This window comes from Aminobacter sp. Y103A (genome assembly GCF_030294925.1).
Classification (GTDB): Bacteria; Pseudomonadota; Alphaproteobacteria; order Rhizobiales; family Rhizobiaceae; genus Aminobacter; species Aminobacter ciceronei.
In genome coordinates this window covers 1999197-2019241 of the sequence record NZ_AP017986.1, presented here as the reverse complement: position 1 = coordinate 2019241, position 20045 = coordinate 1999197, and the positions used below count along the sequence as shown (strand labels likewise).

The window sequence follows — 20045 nt, the reverse complement described above, 5'->3', positions numbered from 1 at the left end:
ACCTCCGGCACGGGCACGTTCTCCGTCTCTCGGCTGCTTCTCTGCCTGGACCGGCGCGACGACCGCATCGATATGGCGGTTCGCGACAGGACGCGCCGCTTGGTGCCTGCCGTCGCCTGATACAGCCCGCTTCCGGGCCAGAACGACTAGAAGCTGGTAATGGGTGGCTGATGGATCCTGATCCGCCGGCCATTGACGATCATGATGAGCCAGGTGCAGCCGGAGGATGTCGCTTCGAGCTTGGTCTCGACCTTGAACTTCAGGTCTCCTCCGCCGTCCCGGCTTCTTTGCTCCAGCGCCTCTTCGAGAACAGCCGCAACAATGCTGCGCCCGAAGGACTCGTAATTGTGAGCGCCTAGGTGATCCTCAACATACTGTCTGTCTAGAGTATTGGGCATCAGGGCCTCCGTCGCCTTTCTAAGTTGGCAGGAGCGGCGCGACTAAACACGGACTTACGAGCACGGTCTAATATGAACATCGCCTTGGCGAGGGTCGCGGTCAATACGTCATGCCGAATACTGCAAGCGATCCGGTAAAGGTGAGCAGCTTGTCCTGGTTGCGCCCGAAACCAGATGCTCGAACACATCAGGCCCCATCGTCGCCGCTCGCCGGCAGCGCACTTCCGGCTGCGCAGAAGGATACCGTCAGCCGGCGAGAACTGCCCCCTGCCCGGCCCGATCGAAAAAGAATCACAAAAAGCATGATTGACGTGGAACCAAATGTTAGCGACCGCGTTGTTGGGCTCAGGACGGGTTGCCCCATCCCCCCATCCCCTCCACCCGTCCCTCTGCTTCAAGCCGGTCGCAAGACCGGCTTTTTCCTGTCCTGGTGCCAAGGCCCGACGGCAGCGGGCCTGATGGCAGCGGGGGTGGCGGGATGACGATGCGCATTGACGTTGCGCCGTCATCGTCTAGTTTCGATGCGCGCGGTGGGCTTCGCGTGCATTGGGAGGTGCGGCATGGTCCTGGCCAGTGCAATTGTGCTCGGCTTCGTTGCGGCATGGATGCTTGCATCAGGCGTCTTGATGCACGGACGCGGCATCCGCTTCCGCCAGGCGCTGCTCTATCTGCCGCTCAAGCTGCTCTACCGGATCGAGGACCGCGCGCTGATCCAGGCCCGCGACGCCGAAGCGCCCGTCATCTATGTCATTTCACACCAGTCGCGCCTCGAACCGGCGCTGATGCTGTCGCTGCTGCCCGATCAGACGCTGCATATCCTCGACGATGCTTCGGCCCAGGCGTTCTGGCTCGAGCCGTGGCGCGAGCTTGGCCGCACCATCGCCTTCAACGCCGAGCATGTCTTCGTCAGCCGCCGGCTGGTTCGCGTGTTGCGCGGCAAGGGCCGCCTCGCCGTCTACCTGCCCGACACCGTCGAGCCCGACGTCAAATCCTTCCGGCTGTTCCGCGCCGTCGCCCGCATCGCCATGCAGGCCGACGCGCGCATCGTGCCGATCTTCGTCAGCGGCGCCCGCCACCTGCCGTTTTCGCTGACGCCGGCCGAACGGGCGCCGCGCCACTGGTTCCAGCGCCTCCGCATATCAGCCCTTGCCCCGATGACCATGGCCGAGCTGCTGCAGCGCGCCGGCTACAGCCAGACGACGACGGCCAACGCCCTGTTCGACCGCTTCGCCGAGGCCCGCCTTGCCGGCACCGATCTCGACAGGGGCGTGTTCGGCGCAATGGTCGACGCTGCCGGGCGCTACGGCCCGTCGCAGCCGATCGTCGAGGATGTCGTCAGCGGCGCGCTCAGCTACCGCAAGCTGCTTGTCGGCGCGCGCGTGCTCGGCAGCCGCTTCGAAGCCATGTCCAAACAGGGCGAAGCCGTGGGCATCCTGTTGCCCAACGCCAACGGCGTGGTGCTTGCGATGCTCGGCCTGATCTCGGCCGGCCGCGTCGCTGCGATGATCAACTACACGGCGGGAGCCGCCAATGTCGCCTCGGCGGTGAAGACAGCGGCGATCGCGACCATCGTCTCGTCACGCGCCTTCGTCCAGAAGGCCGATCTCGGCGACGTCGTCACTGCTGCCGAGCAGGCCGGCGCCAAGATCGTCTGGCTGGAAGAGCTGCGCGACAGCGTCACGACGCAGGAAAAGCTGACGGCCGCCCTGCAATGGTCGCGGCCGCTTGCGCCACAGGATGCGTCAAAGCCGGCCGTCATCCTGTTCACCTCGGGCTCCGAGGGCACGCCCAAGGCGGTGGTGCTGTCGCACCGCAACCTCGTCGCCAATGCCATGCAGGCCGAAGCGCGCATCAGCATCTCGCCAGAAGACAAGCTGTTCAACGTGCTGCCGGTGTTCCACTCCTTCGGCCTCACCGGCGGCACCATCCTGCCGCTTCTGACCGGCATCAGGCTGTTCCTCTACCCCTCGCCGCTGCACTACAAGATCATTCCCGATGTCGCGCGCAAGATCCGTCCGACGATCATGTTCGGCACCGACACCTTCCTCGCCGCCTATGCCCGCACCGCCGAGGACGGCGATTTTTCCAGCCTGCGTTTTGTCGTCGCCGGCGCCGAACCTGTCAGGGCGGAGACGCGCCGGGTCTGGCGCAGCCGCTTCAATGCCGAGATCATCGAGGGTTTCGGCCTGACCGAGGCCGCACCCGTCGTTGCCGTCAACACGGCGACGCATGGCCGCGACGGCACCGTCGGGCGGCTGCTGCCCGGCATGCGCATGCGCCTAAAAGAGGTCGAGGGCGTCGCCGAGGGCGGCCAGCTCTGGCTCACCGGCCCCAATCTGATGATGGGCTACATGACATCGGACCGGCCGGGCGAACTGCAGCCGCTCGACGGCTGGCACGACACCGGCGACATCGTCTCGGTCGACCGCGAGGGTTTCATCACCATCAAGGGTCGCGCCAAGCGTTTCGCCAAGATCGCCGGCGAAATGGTGTCGCTCGGCGCGGTCGAGATGCTGGTCCAGGCGCTGTGGCCGGAACAGCGCCACGCCGCGGTCGCCGTGCCCGACAAGCGCCGGGGCGAGCGCATCGTGCTGGTCACGACAGCCGGAAATGCCGATGCCGAGGCCCTGCGCCTCCATGGCAAGCAGGCCGGCGCCACCGAGCTGATGGTGCCGCACGACATCATCAAGGTGCATGAAATCCCGGTGCTCGGCTCGGGCAAGACGGACTATGTCGCCGCCCGCCGCCTGGCGCTCGACCAGCTCGGGCTGGCGGCCTGACGCAGGACCTCCAATTCGTCATCCCAGAGGCTTGACCGGAGGATCCATGCCGTGAGGGTGAGGAATGTTATGCAGGGGTTGAGAAAGAACACACGTTCGTGACGGCGTGAGCCTGGCGGTAATGTCACGGCATGGATCCCAGGGTCTCCGCGACGGAGCTGCGCTCCTGCTCCGCCCTAGGATGACGAAGGCAGGTGGCGTTCTCCGCCAATCTGCGACGTTTCCTAATAGCCGGCAACGTCCCCGCTTCGTCATCCTCGGGCCTGACCCGAGGATCCATGCCGTGAGGGTAAAGGGCGTGATCCGGGTGGAGGAAAGTGCAGGCTTTCTCAACCGTCTGTGCACTGCTGCAGCATCACGGAATGAATCCTAGGGTCTCAGCGACGTCGCTTCGGTACGGCTCAAAACTGTCCCGACTAGGCCTTGGGTTCGGCGGGCGTTTCAGCCGCTTCGGCAGCAGCCGCAGCAGCTTCGAGCTTGGAGCGGCGCGCATAGGCGCTGGCGCTGAGCGGCAGGAAGATCAGATATGCGCCGACCGAGGCGGTCAGCGTCTGCCAGGGATAGACGGTCAGAAGCAGCACGTAGAACACCGCCAAAAGCATGACAGGCAGCAGGTGCTCGCGTTTGATCTTCAGCTTCTTGCCGGAATAGACGGGCAAGCGGCTGACCAGCAGGAAGGCGACCAGAATGGTGAAAACGGTGGCGATGTAGGCGGCGTTTCGGGTGCCTTCGAGGCCGAGGAAGCCGAGATACATCGGCAGCATCAAGGTGATGGCGCCGATCGGCGCCGGCACGCCGACGAAATATTCGGCCTGCCATGCCGGCCGGTCTAGATCTTCGTCGAGCACGTTGAAGCGCGCCAGCCTCAGCCCCATGGCGATGGCAAACAAAAGCGTCGCGATCCAGCCGAGCGAGCCGGCCTTGTCGAGCAGGTAGGCGTAGAGCACCAGCGCCGGCACGACGCCGAAATTGACGATGTCGGCGAGCGAGTCCATCTGCGCGCCAAAGCGCGAGGTCGCCTTGAGCATGCGCGCCAGGCGGCCGTCGATGCCGTCGAGAAAGGCCGCCAGCAGCACCATCACGACGGCCGATTCGAAGCGGCCCTCGAAGGCGAGCCGGATGCCCGACAGGCCGGCGCAGATCGCCAGCACGGTGATCAGATTGGGCAGCACCATGCGCAGCGGGATCTCGCGAATGCGCGGGCCGCCGCTGCCATGCGGTTCAAAGGGCTTGAAGGGCGCGACCATCAGGAGACCCGCACCAGCGGCGGATGGCTGGCGCCGCCGAATTCGGCAAGCACGGTTTCGCCGGCGACCGCAGTCTGGCCGACGGAAACGCGGGCAACCGCATGGGTGGGCAGGAAGACGTCGACGCGCGAACCGAAGCGGATCAGGCCGAAACGCTCGCCAACGGCGATGTTGCCGCCGACATCGGCCCAGCACAGGATGCGGCGGGCGACGAGGCCGGCGATCTGCACCGCCGCCACCTGGCCGTTGGGGCTGTCGATGACGATGCCGTTGCGCTCGTTTTCCTGGCTTGCCTTGTCGAGCTCGGCATTGAGGAACTTTCCGGGACGGTGCTCGATACGGACGATCTTGCCACGCACCGGGGCGCGGTTGATGTGCACGGAAAAGACATTCATGAACACCGAGATGCGGGTCATCTCGGCGGTGCCGAGATTGAGTTCGCGCGGCGGCACGGCGGGGCCGACGGCCGACACCACGCCGTCGGCCGGGCTGATCACCAGCCTGTCGTCAACGGGGGTGACACGCTCTGGGTCACGGTAGAAATAGGCGCACCAGGCCGTCAGGATCGCGCCGATCCAGAACAGCGAAGTAGAAAAGAAGCCCAGCAGGACGGCAACAGCCGCAAATCCGGCAATGAAGGGATATCCCTCGCGATGGACCGGAACGAAGGCGTTGCGGATCGTGTCGGCTATGCTCATGAAGTGGAGGCCGTTGCTGTTGAAGTCCCGGAGTGCTTACCGGAAACGACCGTCAGCCGCAACGCGGCATTGCCGGCGCCCACCGCTATCGCCGGCGGCAAACGGCGCTGTCGCCGCTCGCATGAGAAATGATCATGCGAGCCTGATCATGGCAGGCTGTTCGTCTCAGCCGGCTAGCGAGCCGGCGGCTCACTCCGCGTCGTTGGTCACCTCAGGCGTGCGGCGGCGCACGACGACGCCGAGCTCGTCGCCCTCGCGGGCCTGGCGCAGGCGTTCCTCGGCCTCGGTCGCCTCGCGCTGGCGATCCCACATCGAGGCGTAGAGCCCGCCCTGCGCCAGCAGGTCGGCGTGGGTGCCGCGCTCGGCGATGCCGCCATCGGCGAGCACGATGATCTCGTCGGCCGAGATCACCGTCGACAGGCGGTGGGCGATGACGAGCGTGGTGCGGCCCTTGCTAACCAGGTCGAGCGCGCTCTGGATTTCCTGCTCGGTCTGGGTGTCGAGTGCGGAGGTCGCCTCGTCGAGCATCAGGATCGGCGGCGCCTTGAGGATGGTGCGGGCGATCGCCACGCGCTGCTTTTCGCCGCCCGACAGCTTCAGGCCGCGTTCGCCGACCATCGCCTTGTAGCCGTCCGGCAGGCGCTGGATGAAGCCCGATATCTGCGCCAGCTCGGCTGCCTTGCGCACATCCTCCTCGTCGGCGTTCACCCGGCCATAGCGGATGTTGTAGGCGATGGTGTCGTTGAACAGCACCGTGTCCTGCGGCACCATGCCGATCGCTCCGCGCAGACTCTGCTGCGACACGTCGCGAATGTCCTGGCCGTCGATCAGGATCGCGCCCTGCTGAATGTCGTAGAAGCGGAACAGCAGGCGCGAAATCGTCGACTTGCCGGCGCCCGAGGGACCGACGATCGCCACCGTCTTGCCGGCCGGCACTTCGAAGCTGACACCCTTCAGGATCTGGCGGTTCGGGTCATAGGCAAAATGCACGTCGCGGAACTCGACGCGGCCGGTGCCGACGACGAGTGCCTTGGCATCCGGCCTGTCCGTCACCTCCTGGCTGACGTCGAGCAGGTCGAACATCTGTTCGATGTCGGTCAGGCCCTGGCGGATTTCGCGATAGATGAAGCCGATGAAGTTGAGCGGCACCGACAGCTGCATCAGCATGGCGTTGATGAAGACGAAATCGCCGACGGTCTGGGTGCCGGCCATCACCTCCATCGCCGACATGGCCATGACGATGGTCATGCCGATGCCGAAGATGACGCCCTGGCCGAAATTCAGCCAGCCAAGCGAGGTCCAGATGCGGGTCGCCGCCGTCTCGTAGCGCGCCATCGAGCGGTCGAAACGCTCGGCCTCCATGGCCTCGTTGTTGAAATACTTCACCGTCTCGAAATTGAGCAGCGAATCGATCGCCTTGGTGTTGGCGTCGGTGTCGGAATCGTTCATCTCGCGGCGGATGCCGATGCGCCAGTCGCTCGCCCAGACGGTGAACCAGGTGTAGAGCCACACCGTCGCGGCCACCACGGCCACATATTTCCAGCCATAGGCGAAACCGAAGATGCCGGCGGTGAGGCCGAATTCCAGCACCGTGGGCGCGGTGTTGAGGATGGTGAAACGGACAATCGTCTCGATGCCCTTGGTGCCGCGCTCGATGATGCGCGACAGGCCGCCGGTGCGGCGCTCGAGATGGAAGCGCAGCGACAGCTGGTGCATGTGCACGAAGGTGCGGTGGGCAAGCTGGCGCACCGCATATTGGCCGACGCGGGCAAACAGCGCGTCACGCAGCTGGTTGAAGCCGAGCTGGACGATGCGCACCACATTGTAGGCGATCACCAGCATCACCGGCGCCACCAGGAAGGCCGGCAGCGGCAAAGGCGAACGCTGGTCGCCGGCGAGCGCATCGGTCGCCCATTTGAAGAAATACGGGCCGGCGACCAGGGTCAGCTTGGCGACGAACAGGAAGATCGTCGCCCAGATGACCCGCGCCCGGAGGTCGGGTCGGTCTTCCGGCCACATATAGGGCCACAGGTTCCTGATCGTGCTGAAGGTCGAGCCGCGTTCGGCGGATACGGTTTTGCTGGCCACTGTGCTTGCCTTGATTAGATGTGCGCGCCGCCGGCGGCGCAAAAGGTGTCGACCAGCGCCGTGACCGACACGGAGACGGCGCGCAGCGCCGCCTGGTCGATCTCATAACGCGAGCGCTGCCGCTCCGGCGCGTAACGCACCAGACCGGCTTCGACGAGGATTTTCAGATGTTGCGAGACTGTCGACTGGGCGAGGTCGAGATGCTCGACCACTTCCTTGCAGCAGCATGACCTGCCGCCGGCCAGGCATTTCAGGATTTCGAGCCGCGCCGGATGCGACAGCGCGGCAAGCTTCTGCGTCACGTCGGTGACGGAGCTGCAGCAGGATGGCGGGGAGGAGAAAGAATTCATCGTTTATCGACGATAGACGATGAACTCTTTCCAATCAACCGGGAAAGCGGAAAACCGTTCCCGGCACTTACGGCTTGGGCGCCGGCATCGCCTGCTCGCCCATGGCGCCCATATTGGCGGCCTCACCCTCTTTCGACTTTTCCGGAACGCGGAACACCTGGCCCGGCCAGATGCGGTCCGGATCCTGGATCTGGTCCTGATTGGCGAGATAGATGTTGGAGTAGCGCACGCCGTGGCCATAGACGCGGCGCGAGATGCGCCACAAGGAATCGCCGCGACGGATGATGACGGCGCCATTGACGGCTTCGAGCTTGGGCGCCGTGGTCTCTGGCGCAACAGGTGCGGCGGCGACTTCAGCCGGCTTGTCGGCAGTAGCCGTGGCGGCCGGAGCAGTTGCCGTCGCTTCGGCAGCCGGGTCTGCAGGCTTGGCAGGTACTTCGCCCGCCATCGCCGTCTTGGCCTCGGCCGTTGATTCAGCAGCGGGTGCGGCTGCGGCTGCGGGCGCGGTTGCATCGACGGCCGGCGCTGCTGATACCGTCGGTTGCGGCGCGACCGCTGCCACCGCCTCGCCCGGCTCGCGCTGGAACGGCACGGCGGCGCGGGCGACGACCTTGGCGCCGTTCGGCTCGAGCGCGTCGACGCGGATGATGTAGTCGCCGACCGGCAATTCACGCTCGGCCTCGATCAGGAAGCGGCCTTCGGGCGAGGTCTGCGTCTCGCCGATCAGGATCTCGTTGGCATAGGCGCGCACCTTGCGCCCGGCATCGGCCGAGCCGGCGATGAAGATCTTCTTGCCTTCGATCTCGACGGCCTCGACGGCGACCTTGATCTCCGCTGCCGGCGCGGCCGACTTGGCCGGTGCGGGTTCTGCTGCGGGGGCGGTCGCAGGCGCGCTGGCCTGCTGCTCGCCGCTGGCCGGCGCCGCCGGCGCGTCAGCCGGCTTCGGCACGGTGATCAGCTGCGCCGGCTTGCCCGGTTCCTCGACCAGGGCCAGCACCTGGCCACCCGGATCGGACGGCACCGAAACCACCGCTGTCTCCGTCGAGGTCGCCACGACATTGTCGGGCGCGGTTGCGCGCAGCACGATCTGGTAGTCGCCCGGCTTCAGCGGATCGTCGAGCACGACGGCGAAATCGCCGTCAGCGCCGGCAACCGCCGCACCGATGACCTTCGATCCGGTAACGATCTCGACCTTGGAATTGCCGGCGGCCTTGCCGGCGATGACCACGGAACCGTTGTTTTCGACACGCACCACGTCGAAGGACGGGGCGATCACGGCAGCGGCTGCGGCAGGCGCTGCTGGTGCCGGCGCGACCGCGGCAGGCGTCTCTGCGCCGGCTGCCGGCTTGGCCGGATCTGCGGGCTTGTCGCTCGTCGGCGTCGTTGTCGCGGGTGCCGGCAGTGACGCGATCGCGGCCGGTGGCGCCAGATAGGGATCGAGTGCTCCCGACACATATGCAACGGTCGCAGCAGCGGCTGAGCCACCTGCTGCGAGTAGGAAAATCTTCAACGGATTGATCGCCATATTCCTCTGCCCCTAGCCGCCCGCCGGGCATACCTTGTTTTGCCGGCAGCGACAAGAAAAAGCCCGGTTCGGGCTTGACCCTGCCTGTGGAGGCAATACCCAATCAGCCGATGAACAAGATTCGATCCATCTGCGTCTATTGTGGCTCCTCGCCGGGCCGTGACGAGGTCTACATCAAGGCCGGGCACCTGCTCGGCCATTCGATTGCCAAGGCCGGCGTCCGGCTCGTCTATGGCGGCGGCACCAAGGGCATCATGGGCGCTGTCGCCGATGGCGCGCGGCGCGCCGGCGGCAAGGTCACCGGCATCATCCCGCGCTTCCTGATGAACAGGGAAGCGACGGAAAGCGCGCTGACCAAGCTCGACGAAGTCATCGTCACCGACAACATGCACGAGCGCAAACATCTTATGTTCGAGAAATCGGACGCATTCGTGGCACTGCCCGGCGGCATCGGCACGGTCGAGGAGATCGTCGAGATCATGACCTGGGCCCAGCTCGGCCATCACCGCAAGCCGATCGTCTTTGCCAACGTCAAGGGTTTCTGGGATCCGATGCTGACGCTGCTCGACCATATGAAGACAGAGGGTTTCGTCCATACCTCGCATCTGGTCCAGCCGCTTGTCGTCGACCAGCCGGAAGCGGTGGTCTCGGCGATCATGGTCGCCGCGGGTGCTGATTCCACGCCGACCGAAGGCGTCCAGTCGGTCATCGACAAGATGTAGGTTCGCGGTCGGATCGAACCACGCTCGGCCTGTTTCAGGTCAGGCCGAGCCAAAGATGGTCGTTACCGAGAACCGGAACGGAGCGTACGTTCGGGTACGCGAATACCGGAAGCGCAGGCAACGGCCATTTGCAGGCCGGCCTCACCTGAACCTCAGCCGTTCTTGGCGCGCTCGGAAAACATCGACCAGGTATAGATCGCCAGTGCCGCCCAGATCAGGGCGAAGGCAACCGCGCGTTCGCTCGAGAACGGCTCCCTGAAGATGAAGATGGCGATGACGAAGATCATCGTCGGCGCGATGTACTGCATGATGCCGATGGTCGACATGCGCAGCAGCTTGGCGCCATTGGCAAACAGGATCAGCGGCACGGCGGTGACGATGCCGCAGCCGAGCATCAGCCAGACGTCGGTCATCCCGGTGGTGCCGAAATGCCCGGCGCCGCTGCTCTGGAGATAGGCGATGTAGACCAGCGCCGGGATGCCGAGGATCAGGACTTCGAGGAAGAAGCCCTGCGCCGGGCCGATCGGCAGCGTCTTTTTGAACAGCGCGTAAAAACCCCAGGACAGCGCCAGCACGATCGACACCCAGGGCAAGCCGCCGCTTTCCCAGGTCAGGAGTGCCACCGCGATCACCGCAAGCCCGATCGCCACCATCTGCGCCCGCGTCAGCTTCTCGCCGAGCACGACAGCGCCCAAAAACACCGAAAACAGCGGGTTGATGTAATAGCCGAGTGCGGTTTCGAGCGCCCGGTCATTGCCGATCGCCCAGACATAGACGCCCCAGTTGATGGTGATCAGCGTCGCCGTCAGCGTGCCCATCGCCAAAGTGCGCGGGGTGCGCAAGGCGGTCTTGATGTCGGAGGTGCGGCCGAGCCACCACAACAGCAACGCTGCAATCGGGATCGACCAGGTGATGCGGTGCGCGATCACCTCGGGCGCCGGAATATGGGCCACCGCCTTCATGTAGAAGGGCAGGAAGCCCCACATCAGATAGGCCGACAGGGCAAACAGGAAGCCGCGGGTGGCTTCGTCGCGGGAAATCGCAGGCGTGTTGGTGCTCATGGCGGGCACCTATGCGCCCGCCCGCCAGCGCATGCCATTTCAAAATAGTGATGGTCCACCCGCTTTTCGTTGATGGATCAATCGACAGGGCCAGCCGCTGCGGCTGGCCCATCATCGCTCACCGCGCCTATTCGGCCGCCACCAGCCCGGCCATCTCGCGGTTCTTCATCAGCTTGTAGATGATCGAATCCATCAGCGCCTGGAACGAGGCGTCGATGATGTTGGTCGACACGCCGACGGTCCACCAGCGGGCGCCGGTCGAGTCATGCGATTCTATCAGCACGCGCGTGATCGCCTCGGTGCCGCCATTGAGGATACGCACCTTGTAGTCGACGAGCTCGAGGTCGCCGATCTCGTCCTGGAACTTGCCGAGATCCTTGCGCAAGGCGATGTCGAGTGCATTTATCGGGCCGTCGCCTTCGGCCACCGACATCTTTTCCTCGCCGTCGACCATCACCTTGACCACGGCTTCCGACACGGTCTTGAGATTGCCATTGGCGTCGAAACGGCGCTCGACGAGGCAGCGGAACGAGGTCACCCGGAAGAAATCCGGCAGGCTGTGCAGCATGCCGCGCGCCAGAAGCTCGAAGCTGGCATCCGCCCCTTCATAGGCATAACCCTCGGCCTCGCGCTCCTTGACCACCGCGATCAGCGCATCGAGCCGGCTGCTATCCTTGGGCACGTCGATGCCGCGCCGCCTGAGCTCGGCGATGAAGTTGGCCTTGCCGCCCTGGTCCGACACCATGACCTTGCGGCGGTTGCCCACCGTCTCCGGCGGCACATGCTCGTAGGTCTTCGGCTCCTTGACGATCGCCGAGGCGTGGATGCCTGCCTTGGTGGCAAAGGCCGATGCGCCGACATAAGGCGCCTGCGCCTCCGGTGCGCGGTTGAGCAATTCGTCGAAAGCGCGCGACAGCCTGGAAAGGCCCGCCAGCGCCTCGGCCGAGACGCCGGTTTCGAAACGTTCGGCGAAATGCGGCTTGAGCGCCAGCGTCGGGACGATGGTGACCAGATTGGCGTTGCCGCAGCGCTCGCCGATGCCGTTGATCGTGCCCTGCACCTGGCGCACGCCGGCTTCGATCGCCGCCAGCGAATTGGCCACCGCCTGGCCGGTATCGTCATGGGCGTGGATGCCGAGATTGGCGCCCGGAATGCCCGCGGCGATCACCTGGGCGACGATGTCGCGCACCTCCGACGGCTGGGTGCCGCCATTGGTGTCGCACAACACCACCCAGCGCGCGCCGGCGTCATAGGCCGTCCGCGCGCAGGCCAGCGCGTAGTCGGGATTGGCCTTGAAACCGTCGAAGAAGTGCTCGCAGTCGACCAGGGGCTCGCGGCCGGCGGCACGCGCCGCCTCGACCGAAGCGCGGATCGTTTCAAGGTTTTCCTCATTGGTGACGCCGAGGGCGACGCGGACATGGTAGTCCCAGCTCTTGGCGACGTAGCAGATGCCGTCGGCCTTGGCCTGCAGCAAGGTTGCCAGGCCCGGATCGTTGGAGGCAGAGACGCCTGCCCGCTTGGTCATGCCGAAGGCGACGAACTTCGCCCGCCTGGTCCGCTTTTCCTGGAAGAAGGCGGTGTCGGTCGGATTGGCGCCGGGATAACCGCCCTCGACATAATCGAGGCCGAACTCGTCGAGCATCGCCGCGATCGCGATCTTGTCCTCGACGGAAAAGTCGATGCCCGGCGTCTGCTGGCCGTCGCGCAATGTCGTGTCGAAGAGATAGATGCGTTCTTTCATGGCAACACCTTGTGGGCTAGCGCCCTATGGCACCCCCGTCTGTCCTTGGGGGCCAGCGCCCTTTGGCGCCCCCCTCTGTCCTGCCGGACATCTCCCCCACGAGGGGGGAGATCGGCAGTATTGACGCCTCGCTCCGTCCTGCAACGCCGGCGATTGGCGAAAGCCGGCATACCAGCTGATCTCCCCACTTGTGGGGGCCGGCAGGACAGAGGGGGGCAACGTAGGGCGGAAGCGGTCACGACGTTTTCCCTGCAAACCTGTCGGTCGCCCGGACCAGCTGGTCCAATATGCCCGGTTCCGAATAAGCGTGACCGGCGCCCTCGATCAGGTGGAACTCCGCCTCGGGCCAGGCCTTGTGCAGTGCCCAGGCATATTTGGCCGGGCACGGCATGTCATAACGCCCATGGACGATGACACCGGGAATGTCGCGCAGCCTGTGGGCGTCGCGGATCAGCTGGCCTTCCTCCATCCAGCCGGCATGGACGAAATAGTGGTTCTCGATGCGGGCGAAAGCGACGGCGAAGTCGTCCTCACCAAACTTGCCTGACGTGTCGGGGTCGGGCAGAAGCGTGATCGTCTCGCCTTCCCACAGGCTCCAGGCCAAAGCTGCCTCGACCTTGGCCTTGCGGTCGTCGCCGGTGAGGCGCTTGCGGTAGGCGCCCATCATGTCGCCGCGCTCGGCCTCCGGGATCGGCTTGACGAAACGCTCCCATTTGTCAGGAAACATTTCGGAGACGCCGAACTGGTAATACCAGTCGAGCTCGGCGCGGGTCAGCGTGTAGATGCCGCGCACCACCAGTTCGCTGACGCGATCCGGATGCGTCTCGGCATAAGCGAGCGCCAGCGTCGAGCCCCAGGAGCCGCCGAACACCAGCCATGTGTCGTGGCCGGCCATCTCGCGCAGCCGCTCGATGTCGGCGACCAGATGCCAGGTGGTGTTGGCGTCGAGCGAGGCATTGGGCAAAGACTTGCCGCAGCCGCGCTGGTCGAACAGCATGATGTCGTACAGCTTGGGGTCGAACAGGCGGCGATGCTTGGGCGAGGTCGCGCCGCCCGGGCCGCCATGCAGGAACACCGCCGGCTTGCCGCCCTTGGTGCCCGAACGTTCCCAGTAGACCTGATGGCCGTCGCCGACATCGAGCATGCCGCTGTCGAAGGGTTCGATCTCGGGATAGAGGCCGCGCAGTTCAGTCGTCATATCTTCAGTCCATGCTCCGGCCAATGGGCCGTCTCTTCATCGGGATGCTGGAAGGAGATGATCTGCTCCTGCCGCTGGTAATAGTCGGGATTGTCGAGCACCGGCTGGTCGAAGATCGTCTCGACCCAGGGCAGGCGGAAACCATGATTGATCTGGATCGTCGGCGCGAGGTCGGAGCGGTCGTCGAACGAGCCGATCGACAGCTCGAGGCCTTCCGCGTGGCGGTAGGCCATCGGCGTGCCGCAGCGCTGGCAGAAGCCGCGCGATATGTTGATCGACGACTGGAAGTAGCTCGGCTCCTCGCGGATCCACTCGACGCCATCCACCGGCACAGCGACGAAGGCGCCGAAGAACGAGCCGAACTGCTTCTGGCACATGCGGCAATGGCAGATCGAGCTGCGCCCCAGCGCGCCGTGGATACGGAAGCGGACGGCGCCGCACTGGCAGCCGCCTGTCCTTGCAGTCTCGGTCATGACCTTTTCTCCGCTGGCCATTGTTCAGTGTCGTGGTCGGGGTGCTGGTGGTTCGAAGGGGCAACCGCCGCGTACCAGGCGGTTTCATCGTCTGACAATTCGACCGTGTCGAGTCCGCCGAACCATGGCATCTTCTCGGCCGATCCGCACTGGAATGTCGGCTTCACCGCTTCGGGATGGTCGAGCGCACCGAGCACGACATTGATCGTGTCACGGTCGATCACGTCGAACAGAAGCGGCGTGCCGCAGTCGCGGCAGAAGCCGCGGCGCACGATGTCGGACGAGCGGAACCAGCCGATCTCGCCGCGCGTCACCGAAAACGTCGCCTTCGGCGTGCGCGCCAGCGGCTGGAAGTAGTTGCCCGATGCCTTCTGGCACATGCGGCAATGGCAGATATGCGCATTCTCCAGCGCCTGGTCGATGCGGTAGCGCACGGCACCGCACTGGCAACCGCCTGTCGTAACGGTCATGTGCGCTCCTCCGGCGGCCAGGTCTCGGTGTCGTGGTCGGGATGCTGGAACGAGACGATGTCGTTGACGAAGTCGGCAGCGTCAGGGTCCTCTTCGGTCGAATAGCCCTCGAGCCCGTGGATGCTGTCGACATAGGGCAGCTTGCCCTCGAGCCCCCACTGCATCGTCGGCGCGATCTCCTCCGGCTCGTCGAAGGCGGCGATCGCCAGCGCCACGCCGTCGGGTGCCTCGTAGGTCAGCGGCGTGCCGCAGTCGCCGCAGAAGCCGCGCAGGCCGAAATTCGACGAGCGAAACCGCTTCGGCTCGCCGCGCGTCCAGACGAGCCTGGAGTCGCGATGCACCGAAACCAGCGGCGCATAAAAATTGCCGAACGCCTTCTGGCACATGCGGCAATGGCAGACCGAGGCGGCGCCGAGCTTGCCGTCGACATGGAAACGCACGGCGCCACACTGGCACCCGCCGGAATAATGCGGCCTGTTGTCGAGGCTCATCGCGTCAAACCCTCACGCTTCAAACCCTCACGCTGGGACATGGCACACCGCCTCGATGTTGTTGCCGTCGGGATCGAAGACGAAGGCGGCGTAATAGTCGGGATGGTAATGCGGCCTCGGCCCCGGCCTGCCATTGTCCCGTCCGCCGGCGGCGATGGCGGCGGCATAAAACGCATCGACCTCGGCCCGGCTGCGCGCGGTGAACGCATAATGCCGCCCCGGTCCGGCCGGCGCCTCGTGCAGCCAGAACACCGGCCGCTCGCGGCCATAACCGCCGACCTTGACCCCGCCGGTATATTCGCCCGGCACCATCATCAGAAGCTGTGCACCCAGCGGCGCGAACGCCTTGTCGTAAAACGCCTGTGCGGCATCGAAATCGGCGACTGAAATTCCCGTATGGTCGATCATTGCACGAACTCCTCCGTCATGCGGACGGCCATCCCGGCCGAGATCACAATGTTCTGGCAGACGTTATCCATATCGCGAACAACGTCATCGTTCCAGAAGCGGAGAATGGTCCAGCCGTTGGCCTGAAGAAATGCGGTCCTTGCCGCATCACGTTCGACGTGTTCGGCCCGCGCATGCTGGCTGCCGTCGACCTCGACGATCAGGCGATGCGACGAACAGGCAAAGTCGACGATGTAAGGCCCGATCGGCACCTGTCGCCTGAAACCCAACCCCATCAGCCGATGCGCACGCAACTCGTTCCACAGCTTCAGCTCAGCCTCGGTCATGACATGACGCATTGCCTTGGCATTCTTGCGCTGACGCCGGGGGACGAGGTCGTGGCCCATGGTCAGGTCCTTGCCTTGCGCCGCAAGGTCAGAAGGAGTGCTCTGTCACACCCCCCTCTGTCCTGCCGGACATCTCCCCCGCAAGGGGGGAGATCAGCCGTCACGTCGACCTTCGCCAATCGCAGACGTTGCAGAAAGGACGGTGCGCGCGCCGCCGCCAATCTCCCCCCTTGCGGGGGAGATGTCCGGCAGGACAGAGGGGGGTGCTGTCCCGCAACCCTCTCCGTCAAGACCAGCGCAGTCTGCCCGGCAAGGCAGAGGGGGGCGTGCAGCCCCACCCTATCCTGCCCCGCCATCATCACCGCTTCACTTCCCACGTCGTCACGCGCTCACCCGTGACCGGGTCCTTGCCGTCCTTGAGCTGCACGCCCTGGGCCAGCAACTCGTCGCGGATGCGATCGGCTTCGGCCCAGTTCTTGGCGTTGATCAGCTCCAGCCGCCGCGCGATGGTAACCGCGACCGCCGCCTCGTCGACCGCGGCCGCCTCGAGCCCGAAGCCGAGGAACAGCAGCGCTGCCTTGAGTTCGGCCGCGGCTTGGACATTGCCGGCCGCCTCGCCGGCCAGCTGCGACAGGCCCTGGAAGACGCTCGACGTGGCGAGGTCGTCGCTGAGGGCCGCGATCAGTGCCGCCGGCACCTCGGCTTCGGCCTCGCCGGCGCTGTCGGCCGCACGCTTCCATTTGCGCAATGTGTTTTCGGCTTCCTCCAGCTTGCGCAGCGAGAAGTCGATCGGCTCGCGGTAATGGGTCATCAGCATCGCCAGCCTGAGCACCTCGCCCGGCCAGGTGCGGCCGCCGAAATTCTCCGTCGCGAGCAGTTCGTGGATCGAATAGAAATTGCCCAGGCTCTTGGACATCTTCTGGCCTTCGACCTGCAGGAAGCCGTTGTGCAGCCAGTAATTGGCCATCACCTCGGTGCCGTGGGCGCAGCGCGACTGGGCGATCTCGTTCTCGTGGTGCGGGAAGATCAGGTCGAGCCCGCCGCCATGGATGTCGAAGACCTCGCCGAGATAGGCGGCCGACATCGCCGAGCACTCGATGTGCCAGCCCGGGCGGCCGCGGCCCCAGGGACTATCCCAGCCCGGCTCCTCGGGTGAAGACGCCTTCCACAGCACGAAGTCGCCGGGGTTCTTCTTGTGCGCCTCGACCTCGACGCGGGCGCCGGCCTGCTGCTCGTCGAGATTGCGCTTCGACAGTTGGCCATAATCTTCCATCGAGCCGGTGTCGAACAGCACTTCGCCTTGCGCTTCATAGGCATGGCCGCGTTCGATCAGGCGTTGAATCAACGACACCATATCCGTCTTGCCGTCCGGCCGCGCGAGCACGAACTCGGTCGCCCTGGGCTCGACTGAAGGCTCGAGGCAACCGAGCGCCTTGACGTCGGCCTGGTACTGGTTGGCGGTCTTTTCGGTGACCCGCCGGATCGCCTCATTGAGCGGCAGATCAGGAAAATCGCGCAAGGCGCGGGCGTTGATCTTGTCGTCGAGGTCGGTGAGGTTGCGCACATAGGTGACGTGGTCTTCGCCATAGACATGGCGCAGCAGGCGGAACAGCACGTCGAAGACGATCGCCGGGCGCGCATTGCCGATATGGGCGAAGTCGTAGACCGTCGGGCCGCAGACATACATCCTGACGTTGTCAGGATCGATCGGCACGAAGTCCTCCTTCGTGCGTGTCAGCGTGTTGGTAAGGCGCAAGCCCTTGAATGCGTCAGACATGGTTCTCCCCGTGTGCGTAACCCCAAGGGATTCTGCACGCAAATTCAGTTTCACGGCGTCCTTTTGCGCGTCCAAACGGACGCGCGGCGCCGTGCCTTCAGTTTCACGGCGTCCTTTGAGCGTCCAAACGGACGCGCGGCGCCGTGCCTTCAGTTTCACGGCGTCCTTTGAGCGTCCAAACGGACGCGCGGCGCCGTGCCTTCAGTTTCACGGCGTCCTTTGCGTGCCCGTAAGGACGTGCGGCGCCGTGCCTTCAGTTTCACGGCGTCCTTTGCGCGTCCAAACGGACGCGCGGCGCCGTGGCCTGCTGGCCCGGGCGTTCAACCTGTCTCGTGTGAAGATGAGGCGAAAACGTCCTGACCAGCGCGAACGCTAGCCAATAAAACAAATGCCGGAAATGGCGAAAGACGTTTTCATCGCGGGCTTTATCGCCTCACCGAGCTGTTGCCGTCAAGACGCATCGACATGAAACTTTACCGCCCGGACCGGAACGGAAGCGGTACTGAAACACTTTGTTAAACATCCCGGCACCGTAATGAAACATCGCCCGGATAAAAGGCGCCGCACTGCCACGAATTCGACCGAATCCGTAAGCAAATGCAGCCGCTCTCAACAGAGCTGACTTTAGGGAAGAGACCGATGAAACGAAAACAATCCGACCACGACCGAGCGCGTCACCAGTACGCCGAACTGACCAAGCACTACCGGGCCATCGGCCCCGCCGCAATTCTTGCCGCGCTGATCTGCGCGCCGAAGAAAGACAAGGCGGCCCCTAAGCTAAACAAGGCTGCCTAAAAGGCTCAGGCCGATCGCCGCCATCACCAGGCCGATCAGCACATCGAGCACGCGCCACGCGGCAGGCCGGGCAAAGACCGGCTCCAGCAGCCGGGCGCCATAGCCGAGCCCGAAAAACCAGACGAACGATGCGGATGCAGCGCCGATGCCATAGGCAAGGCGCGCCTGTCCTTCATGGGCTGCCGAAAGGCTGCCCAGCAGCACCACCGTGTCGAGATAGACATGCGGGTTGAGGAAGGTGAAGGCGAGACAGGCGGCGACCGCAGGCCATAGCTTCGTCCCGACCGATTTTGCCGCCTGCATCGCAGCCGGCTTCATGGCGCGGCGGAAGGCAATGATCGCATAAGCAAACAGGAACAGCGCGCCGCCGACCGTCACCACTGATATCAGGCGCGGCGACTGCGAAATCAGCGTGCCGAGCCCGGCGACGCCGAGGCCGATCAGCAACGCATCCGAGGCGGCACAGATCAGGCTGAGGATGAAGACATGCTGGCGCAGCAGCCCCTGGCGCAGGATGAACGCGTTCTGCGCGCCGATGGCGATGATCAGCGAGGCACCAAGCAGGAATCCGGAGATGGCGGCGGTGAGAATGGGCGTGGACACGCCGCTCTTCTAATGCACTGCCCGGAAAATCAAAATCGAATTCCGGCAGGCAGGATGCAGGGATTGATGATGCCAGAGCGCCCAGCAGCGCGCTGTTCTGCTGCAATCAGAACAGCGTCATCTGGCCGTCATCGGGCTTTTGCTTCTCCGGCTTCGGCTTTGCCGCCCGCTCCGGTGCCGCCTCGGGCAGCGGCTCGACCCGCGCCTGGATCTCCGGCCCCGTATTGGCGACCTTGTTGACCAGCTCCGACACCGGGATCTGCTCGAAGAAATCCGGCTGCGCCGGCCGCATCAGACGGGCGACATCGCGCGGCTCCTGGGTGCGGCAGTCGAGCCAGCGGGCAAAATCCTCCGGCTGGATCACCACAGGCATGCGGTCGTGGATATGCATGATGTCGGCGCTGGCACCGGTGGTCAGGATCGCCGCGGTGTCGATCTCCGAGCCGCCCGGCTCGCTCCACGTCTCCATCAACCCGGCCAGCGCCACCAGTCCGCCCTTGCGCGGCCTCAGCCAATAGGGCTGACGCCGGTTGCCAGGCAGCTTTTTCCACTCATAGAAACCCGAGACAGGGATCAGCGCCCGCCTGTGACGCATCGCGGTCTTGAACGAGGCCTTTTCGATCGCCGTTTCGGAACGCGCATTGATCAACAGCGGCATGTCGGCCGGGTTCTTTGTCCAGGCCGGGATCAGCCCCCAGCGCGCCAGAAGCGCCATGCGGTCTGAGCGATTCGAGCCCGGCGGCCGCTGCGGCCCTGCCGTCACCACCAGGATCGGCTGGGTCGGCGCCACATTGTAGCGCGGCGGAAAGCTCTCGAGATCGTCCAGCCCGAGAAAGGCGGAGGTTGCGTCGGGCGACGCCAATACCGCAATGCGTCCGCACATCAGGTCAGGTT

At 64.9% G+C, this 20045-nt stretch carries 20 protein-coding genes; 3 read left to right on the top strand and 17 right to left on the bottom strand.

Features of this window, described 5'->3' with window-relative positions; all coding sequences use genetic code 11:
• Positions 1-146: 146 nt before the first annotated feature.
• Positions 147-398: a hypothetical protein gene (locus Amn_RS09745; RefSeq protein ID WP_067964104.1), complete on the bottom strand. Its 252-nt coding sequence runs from the start codon at positions 396-398 to the stop codon at positions 147-149.
• A gap of 560 nt (positions 399-958) precedes the next feature.
• Here Amn_RS09745 and Amn_RS09740 point away from each other — a divergent pair.
• A complete protein-coding gene (locus Amn_RS09740) occupies positions 959-3178 on the top strand; it encodes an AMP-binding protein (RefSeq protein ID WP_286296589.1) in 2220 nt (739 codons plus the stop codon).
• A gap of 416 nt (positions 3179-3594) precedes the next feature.
• Here Amn_RS09740 and pssA read toward each other — a convergent pair whose 3' ends face one another.
• The 5 genes from pssA to Amn_RS09715 form a co-directional block, all read right to left on the bottom strand.
• Positions 3595-4425, bottom strand: coding sequence for a CDP-diacylglycerol--serine O-phosphatidyltransferase (gene pssA, locus Amn_RS09735; protein ID WP_286296587.1), 831 nt, complete (start codon positions 4423-4425; stop codon positions 3595-3597).
• Positions 4425-5123, bottom strand: coding sequence for a phosphatidylserine decarboxylase (locus tag Amn_RS09730; RefSeq protein ID WP_286296586.1), 699 nt, complete (start codon positions 5121-5123; stop codon positions 4425-4427). Before Amn_RS09730 ends, pssA begins: the two co-directional genes overlap by 1 nt.
• 189 nt (positions 5124-5312) lie before the next feature.
• A complete protein-coding gene (locus Amn_RS09725) occupies positions 5313-7211 on the bottom strand; it encodes an ABCB family ABC transporter ATP-binding protein/permease (protein WP_286296582.1) in 1899 nt (632 codons plus the stop codon).
• A gap of 14 nt (positions 7212-7225) precedes the next feature.
• Complete coding sequence (locus Amn_RS09720) at positions 7226-7561, bottom strand: ArsR/SmtB family transcription factor (RefSeq protein ID WP_182574410.1); 336 nt, start codon at positions 7559-7561, stop codon at positions 7226-7228.
• Between the two features lie 67 nt (positions 7562-7628).
• Positions 7629-9086: a LysM peptidoglycan-binding domain-containing protein gene (locus Amn_RS09715; RefSeq protein WP_154385077.1), complete on the bottom strand. Its 1458-nt coding sequence runs from the start codon at positions 9084-9086 to the stop codon at positions 7629-7631.
• A gap of 110 nt (positions 9087-9196) precedes the next feature.
• Here Amn_RS09715 and Amn_RS09710 point away from each other — a divergent pair, with 110 nt between their 5' ends.
• A complete protein-coding gene (locus Amn_RS09710; protein ID WP_067964119.1) occupies positions 9197-9808 on the top strand; it encodes an LOG family protein in 612 nt (203 codons plus the stop codon).
• A 152-nt stretch (positions 9809-9960) separates the two neighbouring features.
• On the opposite strand, the gene rarD is transcribed toward Amn_RS09710, so the two are convergent.
• The 9 genes from rarD to cysS form a co-directional block, all read right to left on the bottom strand.
• Entirely contained in the window at positions 9961-10878 is a 918-nt protein-coding gene (rarD, locus tag Amn_RS09705) for an EamA family transporter RarD (RefSeq protein WP_286296576.1), read from the bottom strand.
• A 118-nt stretch (positions 10879-10996) separates the two neighbouring features.
• Complete coding sequence (gene cimA, locus Amn_RS09700; protein ID WP_286296574.1) at positions 10997-12610, bottom strand: citramalate synthase; 1614 nt, start codon at positions 12608-12610, stop codon at positions 10997-10999.
• A 235-nt stretch (positions 12611-12845) separates the two neighbouring features.
• Positions 12846-13808 carry a prolyl aminopeptidase gene (gene pip, locus Amn_RS09695; RefSeq protein WP_182574406.1) on the bottom strand — a complete coding sequence of 321 codons (963 nt, stop codon included), beginning with the start codon at positions 13806-13808 and terminating at the stop codon, positions 12846-12848.
• A complete protein-coding gene (locus tag Amn_RS09690; protein ID WP_154385074.1) occupies positions 13805-14281 on the bottom strand; it encodes a GFA family protein in 477 nt (158 codons plus the stop codon). Before Amn_RS09690 ends, pip begins: the two co-directional genes overlap by 4 nt.
• Positions 14278-14751, bottom strand: coding sequence for a GFA family protein (locus Amn_RS09685; protein WP_286296571.1), 474 nt, complete (start codon positions 14749-14751; stop codon positions 14278-14280). Before Amn_RS09685 ends, Amn_RS09690 begins: the two co-directional genes overlap by 4 nt.
• Positions 14748-15242, bottom strand: coding sequence for a GFA family protein (locus Amn_RS09680; RefSeq protein ID WP_182574405.1), 495 nt, complete (start codon positions 15240-15242; stop codon positions 14748-14750). The genes Amn_RS09685 and Amn_RS09680 overlap by 4 nt, the downstream gene beginning before the upstream one ends.
• Positions 15243-15269: 27 nt before the next feature.
• Positions 15270-15650 (bottom strand): VOC family protein, encoded by a 381-nt coding sequence (locus Amn_RS09675; protein WP_286296566.1) that lies wholly within the window; start codon positions 15648-15650, stop codon positions 15270-15272.
• Positions 15647-16036, bottom strand: a complete 390-nt coding sequence (locus Amn_RS09670) for an endonuclease domain-containing protein (protein ID WP_067964136.1) — start codon at positions 16034-16036, stop codon at positions 15647-15649. Before Amn_RS09670 ends, Amn_RS09675 begins: the two co-directional genes overlap by 4 nt.
• Positions 16037-16334: 298 nt before the next feature.
• Positions 16335-17753: a cysteine--tRNA ligase gene (gene cysS, locus Amn_RS09665; RefSeq protein WP_067964138.1), complete on the bottom strand. Its 1419-nt coding sequence runs from the start codon at positions 17751-17753 to the stop codon at positions 16335-16337.
• Positions 17754-18392: 639 nt separating this feature from the next.
• Here cysS and Amn_RS09660 point away from each other — a divergent pair.
• Positions 18393-18548 (top strand): transcriptional regulator, encoded by a 156-nt coding sequence (locus tag Amn_RS09660; RefSeq protein WP_286296558.1) that lies wholly within the window; start codon positions 18393-18395, stop codon positions 18546-18548.
• Here Amn_RS09660 and Amn_RS09655 read toward each other — a convergent pair.
• Together Amn_RS09655 and Amn_RS09650 are read right to left on the bottom strand one after the other, a co-directional pair.
• Complete coding sequence (locus Amn_RS09655) at positions 18531-19139, bottom strand: LysE/ArgO family amino acid transporter (RefSeq protein ID WP_286297986.1); 609 nt, start codon at positions 19137-19139, stop codon at positions 18531-18533. The genes Amn_RS09660 and Amn_RS09655 overlap by 18 nt on opposite strands.
• Positions 19140-19257: 118 nt before the next feature.
• Positions 19258-20034, bottom strand: coding sequence for an SOS response-associated peptidase (locus tag Amn_RS09650; RefSeq protein ID WP_154385067.1), 777 nt, complete (start codon positions 20032-20034; stop codon positions 19258-19260).
• Positions 20035-20045 lie beyond the last annotated feature (11 nt).

Bases quoted from the DNA above. Each gene is read 5' to 3' on its own strand.
- Amn_RS09745 (WP_067964104.1), bottom strand. From the start codon at position 398: ATGCCCAATACTCTAGACAGACAGTATGTTGAGGATCACCTAGGCGCT.
- Amn_RS09740 (WP_286296589.1), top strand. From the start codon at position 959: ATGGTCCTGGCCAGTGCAATTGTGCTCGGCTTCGTTGCGGCATGGATG.
- pssA (WP_286296587.1), bottom strand. From the start codon at position 4,425: ATGGTCGCGCCCTTCAAGCCCTTTGAACCGCATGGCAGCGGCGGCCCG.
- Amn_RS09730 (WP_286296586.1), bottom strand. From the start codon at position 5,123: ATGAGCATAGCCGACACGATCCGCAACGCCTTCGTTCCGGTCCATCGC.
- Amn_RS09720 (WP_182574410.1), bottom strand. From the start codon at position 7,561: ATGAATTCTTTCTCCTCCCCGCCATCCTGCTGCAGCTCCGTCACCGAC.
- Amn_RS09715 (WP_154385077.1), bottom strand. From the start codon at position 9,086: ATGGCGATCAATCCGTTGAAGATTTTCCTACTCGCAGCAGGTGGCTCA.
- Amn_RS09710 (WP_067964119.1), top strand. From the start codon at position 9,197: ATGAACAAGATTCGATCCATCTGCGTCTATTGTGGCTCCTCGCCGGGC.
- cimA (WP_286296574.1), bottom strand. From the start codon at position 12,610: ATGAAAGAACGCATCTATCTCTTCGACACGACATTGCGCGACGGCCAG.
- pip (WP_182574406.1), bottom strand. From the start codon at position 13,808: ATGACGACTGAACTGCGCGGCCTCTATCCCGAGATCGAACCCTTCGAC.
- Amn_RS09690 (WP_154385074.1), bottom strand. From the start codon at position 14,281: ATGACCGAGACTGCAAGGACAGGCGGCTGCCAGTGCGGCGCCGTCCGC.
- Amn_RS09685 (WP_286296571.1), bottom strand. From the start codon at position 14,751: ATGACCGTTACGACAGGCGGTTGCCAGTGCGGTGCCGTGCGCTACCGC.
- Amn_RS09680 (WP_182574405.1), bottom strand. From the start codon at position 15,242: ATGAGCCTCGACAACAGGCCGCATTATTCCGGCGGGTGCCAGTGTGGC.
- Amn_RS09675 (WP_286296566.1), bottom strand. From the start codon at position 15,650: ATGATCGACCATACGGGAATTTCAGTCGCCGATTTCGATGCCGCACAG.
- Amn_RS09670 (WP_067964136.1), bottom strand. From the start codon at position 16,036: ATGGGCCACGACCTCGTCCCCCGGCGTCAGCGCAAGAATGCCAAGGCA.
- cysS (WP_067964138.1), bottom strand. From the start codon at position 17,753: ATGTCTGACGCATTCAAGGGCTTGCGCCTTACCAACACGCTGACACGC.
- Amn_RS09660 (WP_286296558.1), top strand. From the start codon at position 18,393: ATGAAACGAAAACAATCCGACCACGACCGAGCGCGTCACCAGTACGCC.
- Amn_RS09650 (WP_154385067.1), bottom strand. From the start codon at position 20,034: ATGTGCGGACGCATTGCGGTATTGGCGTCGCCCGACGCAACCTCCGCC.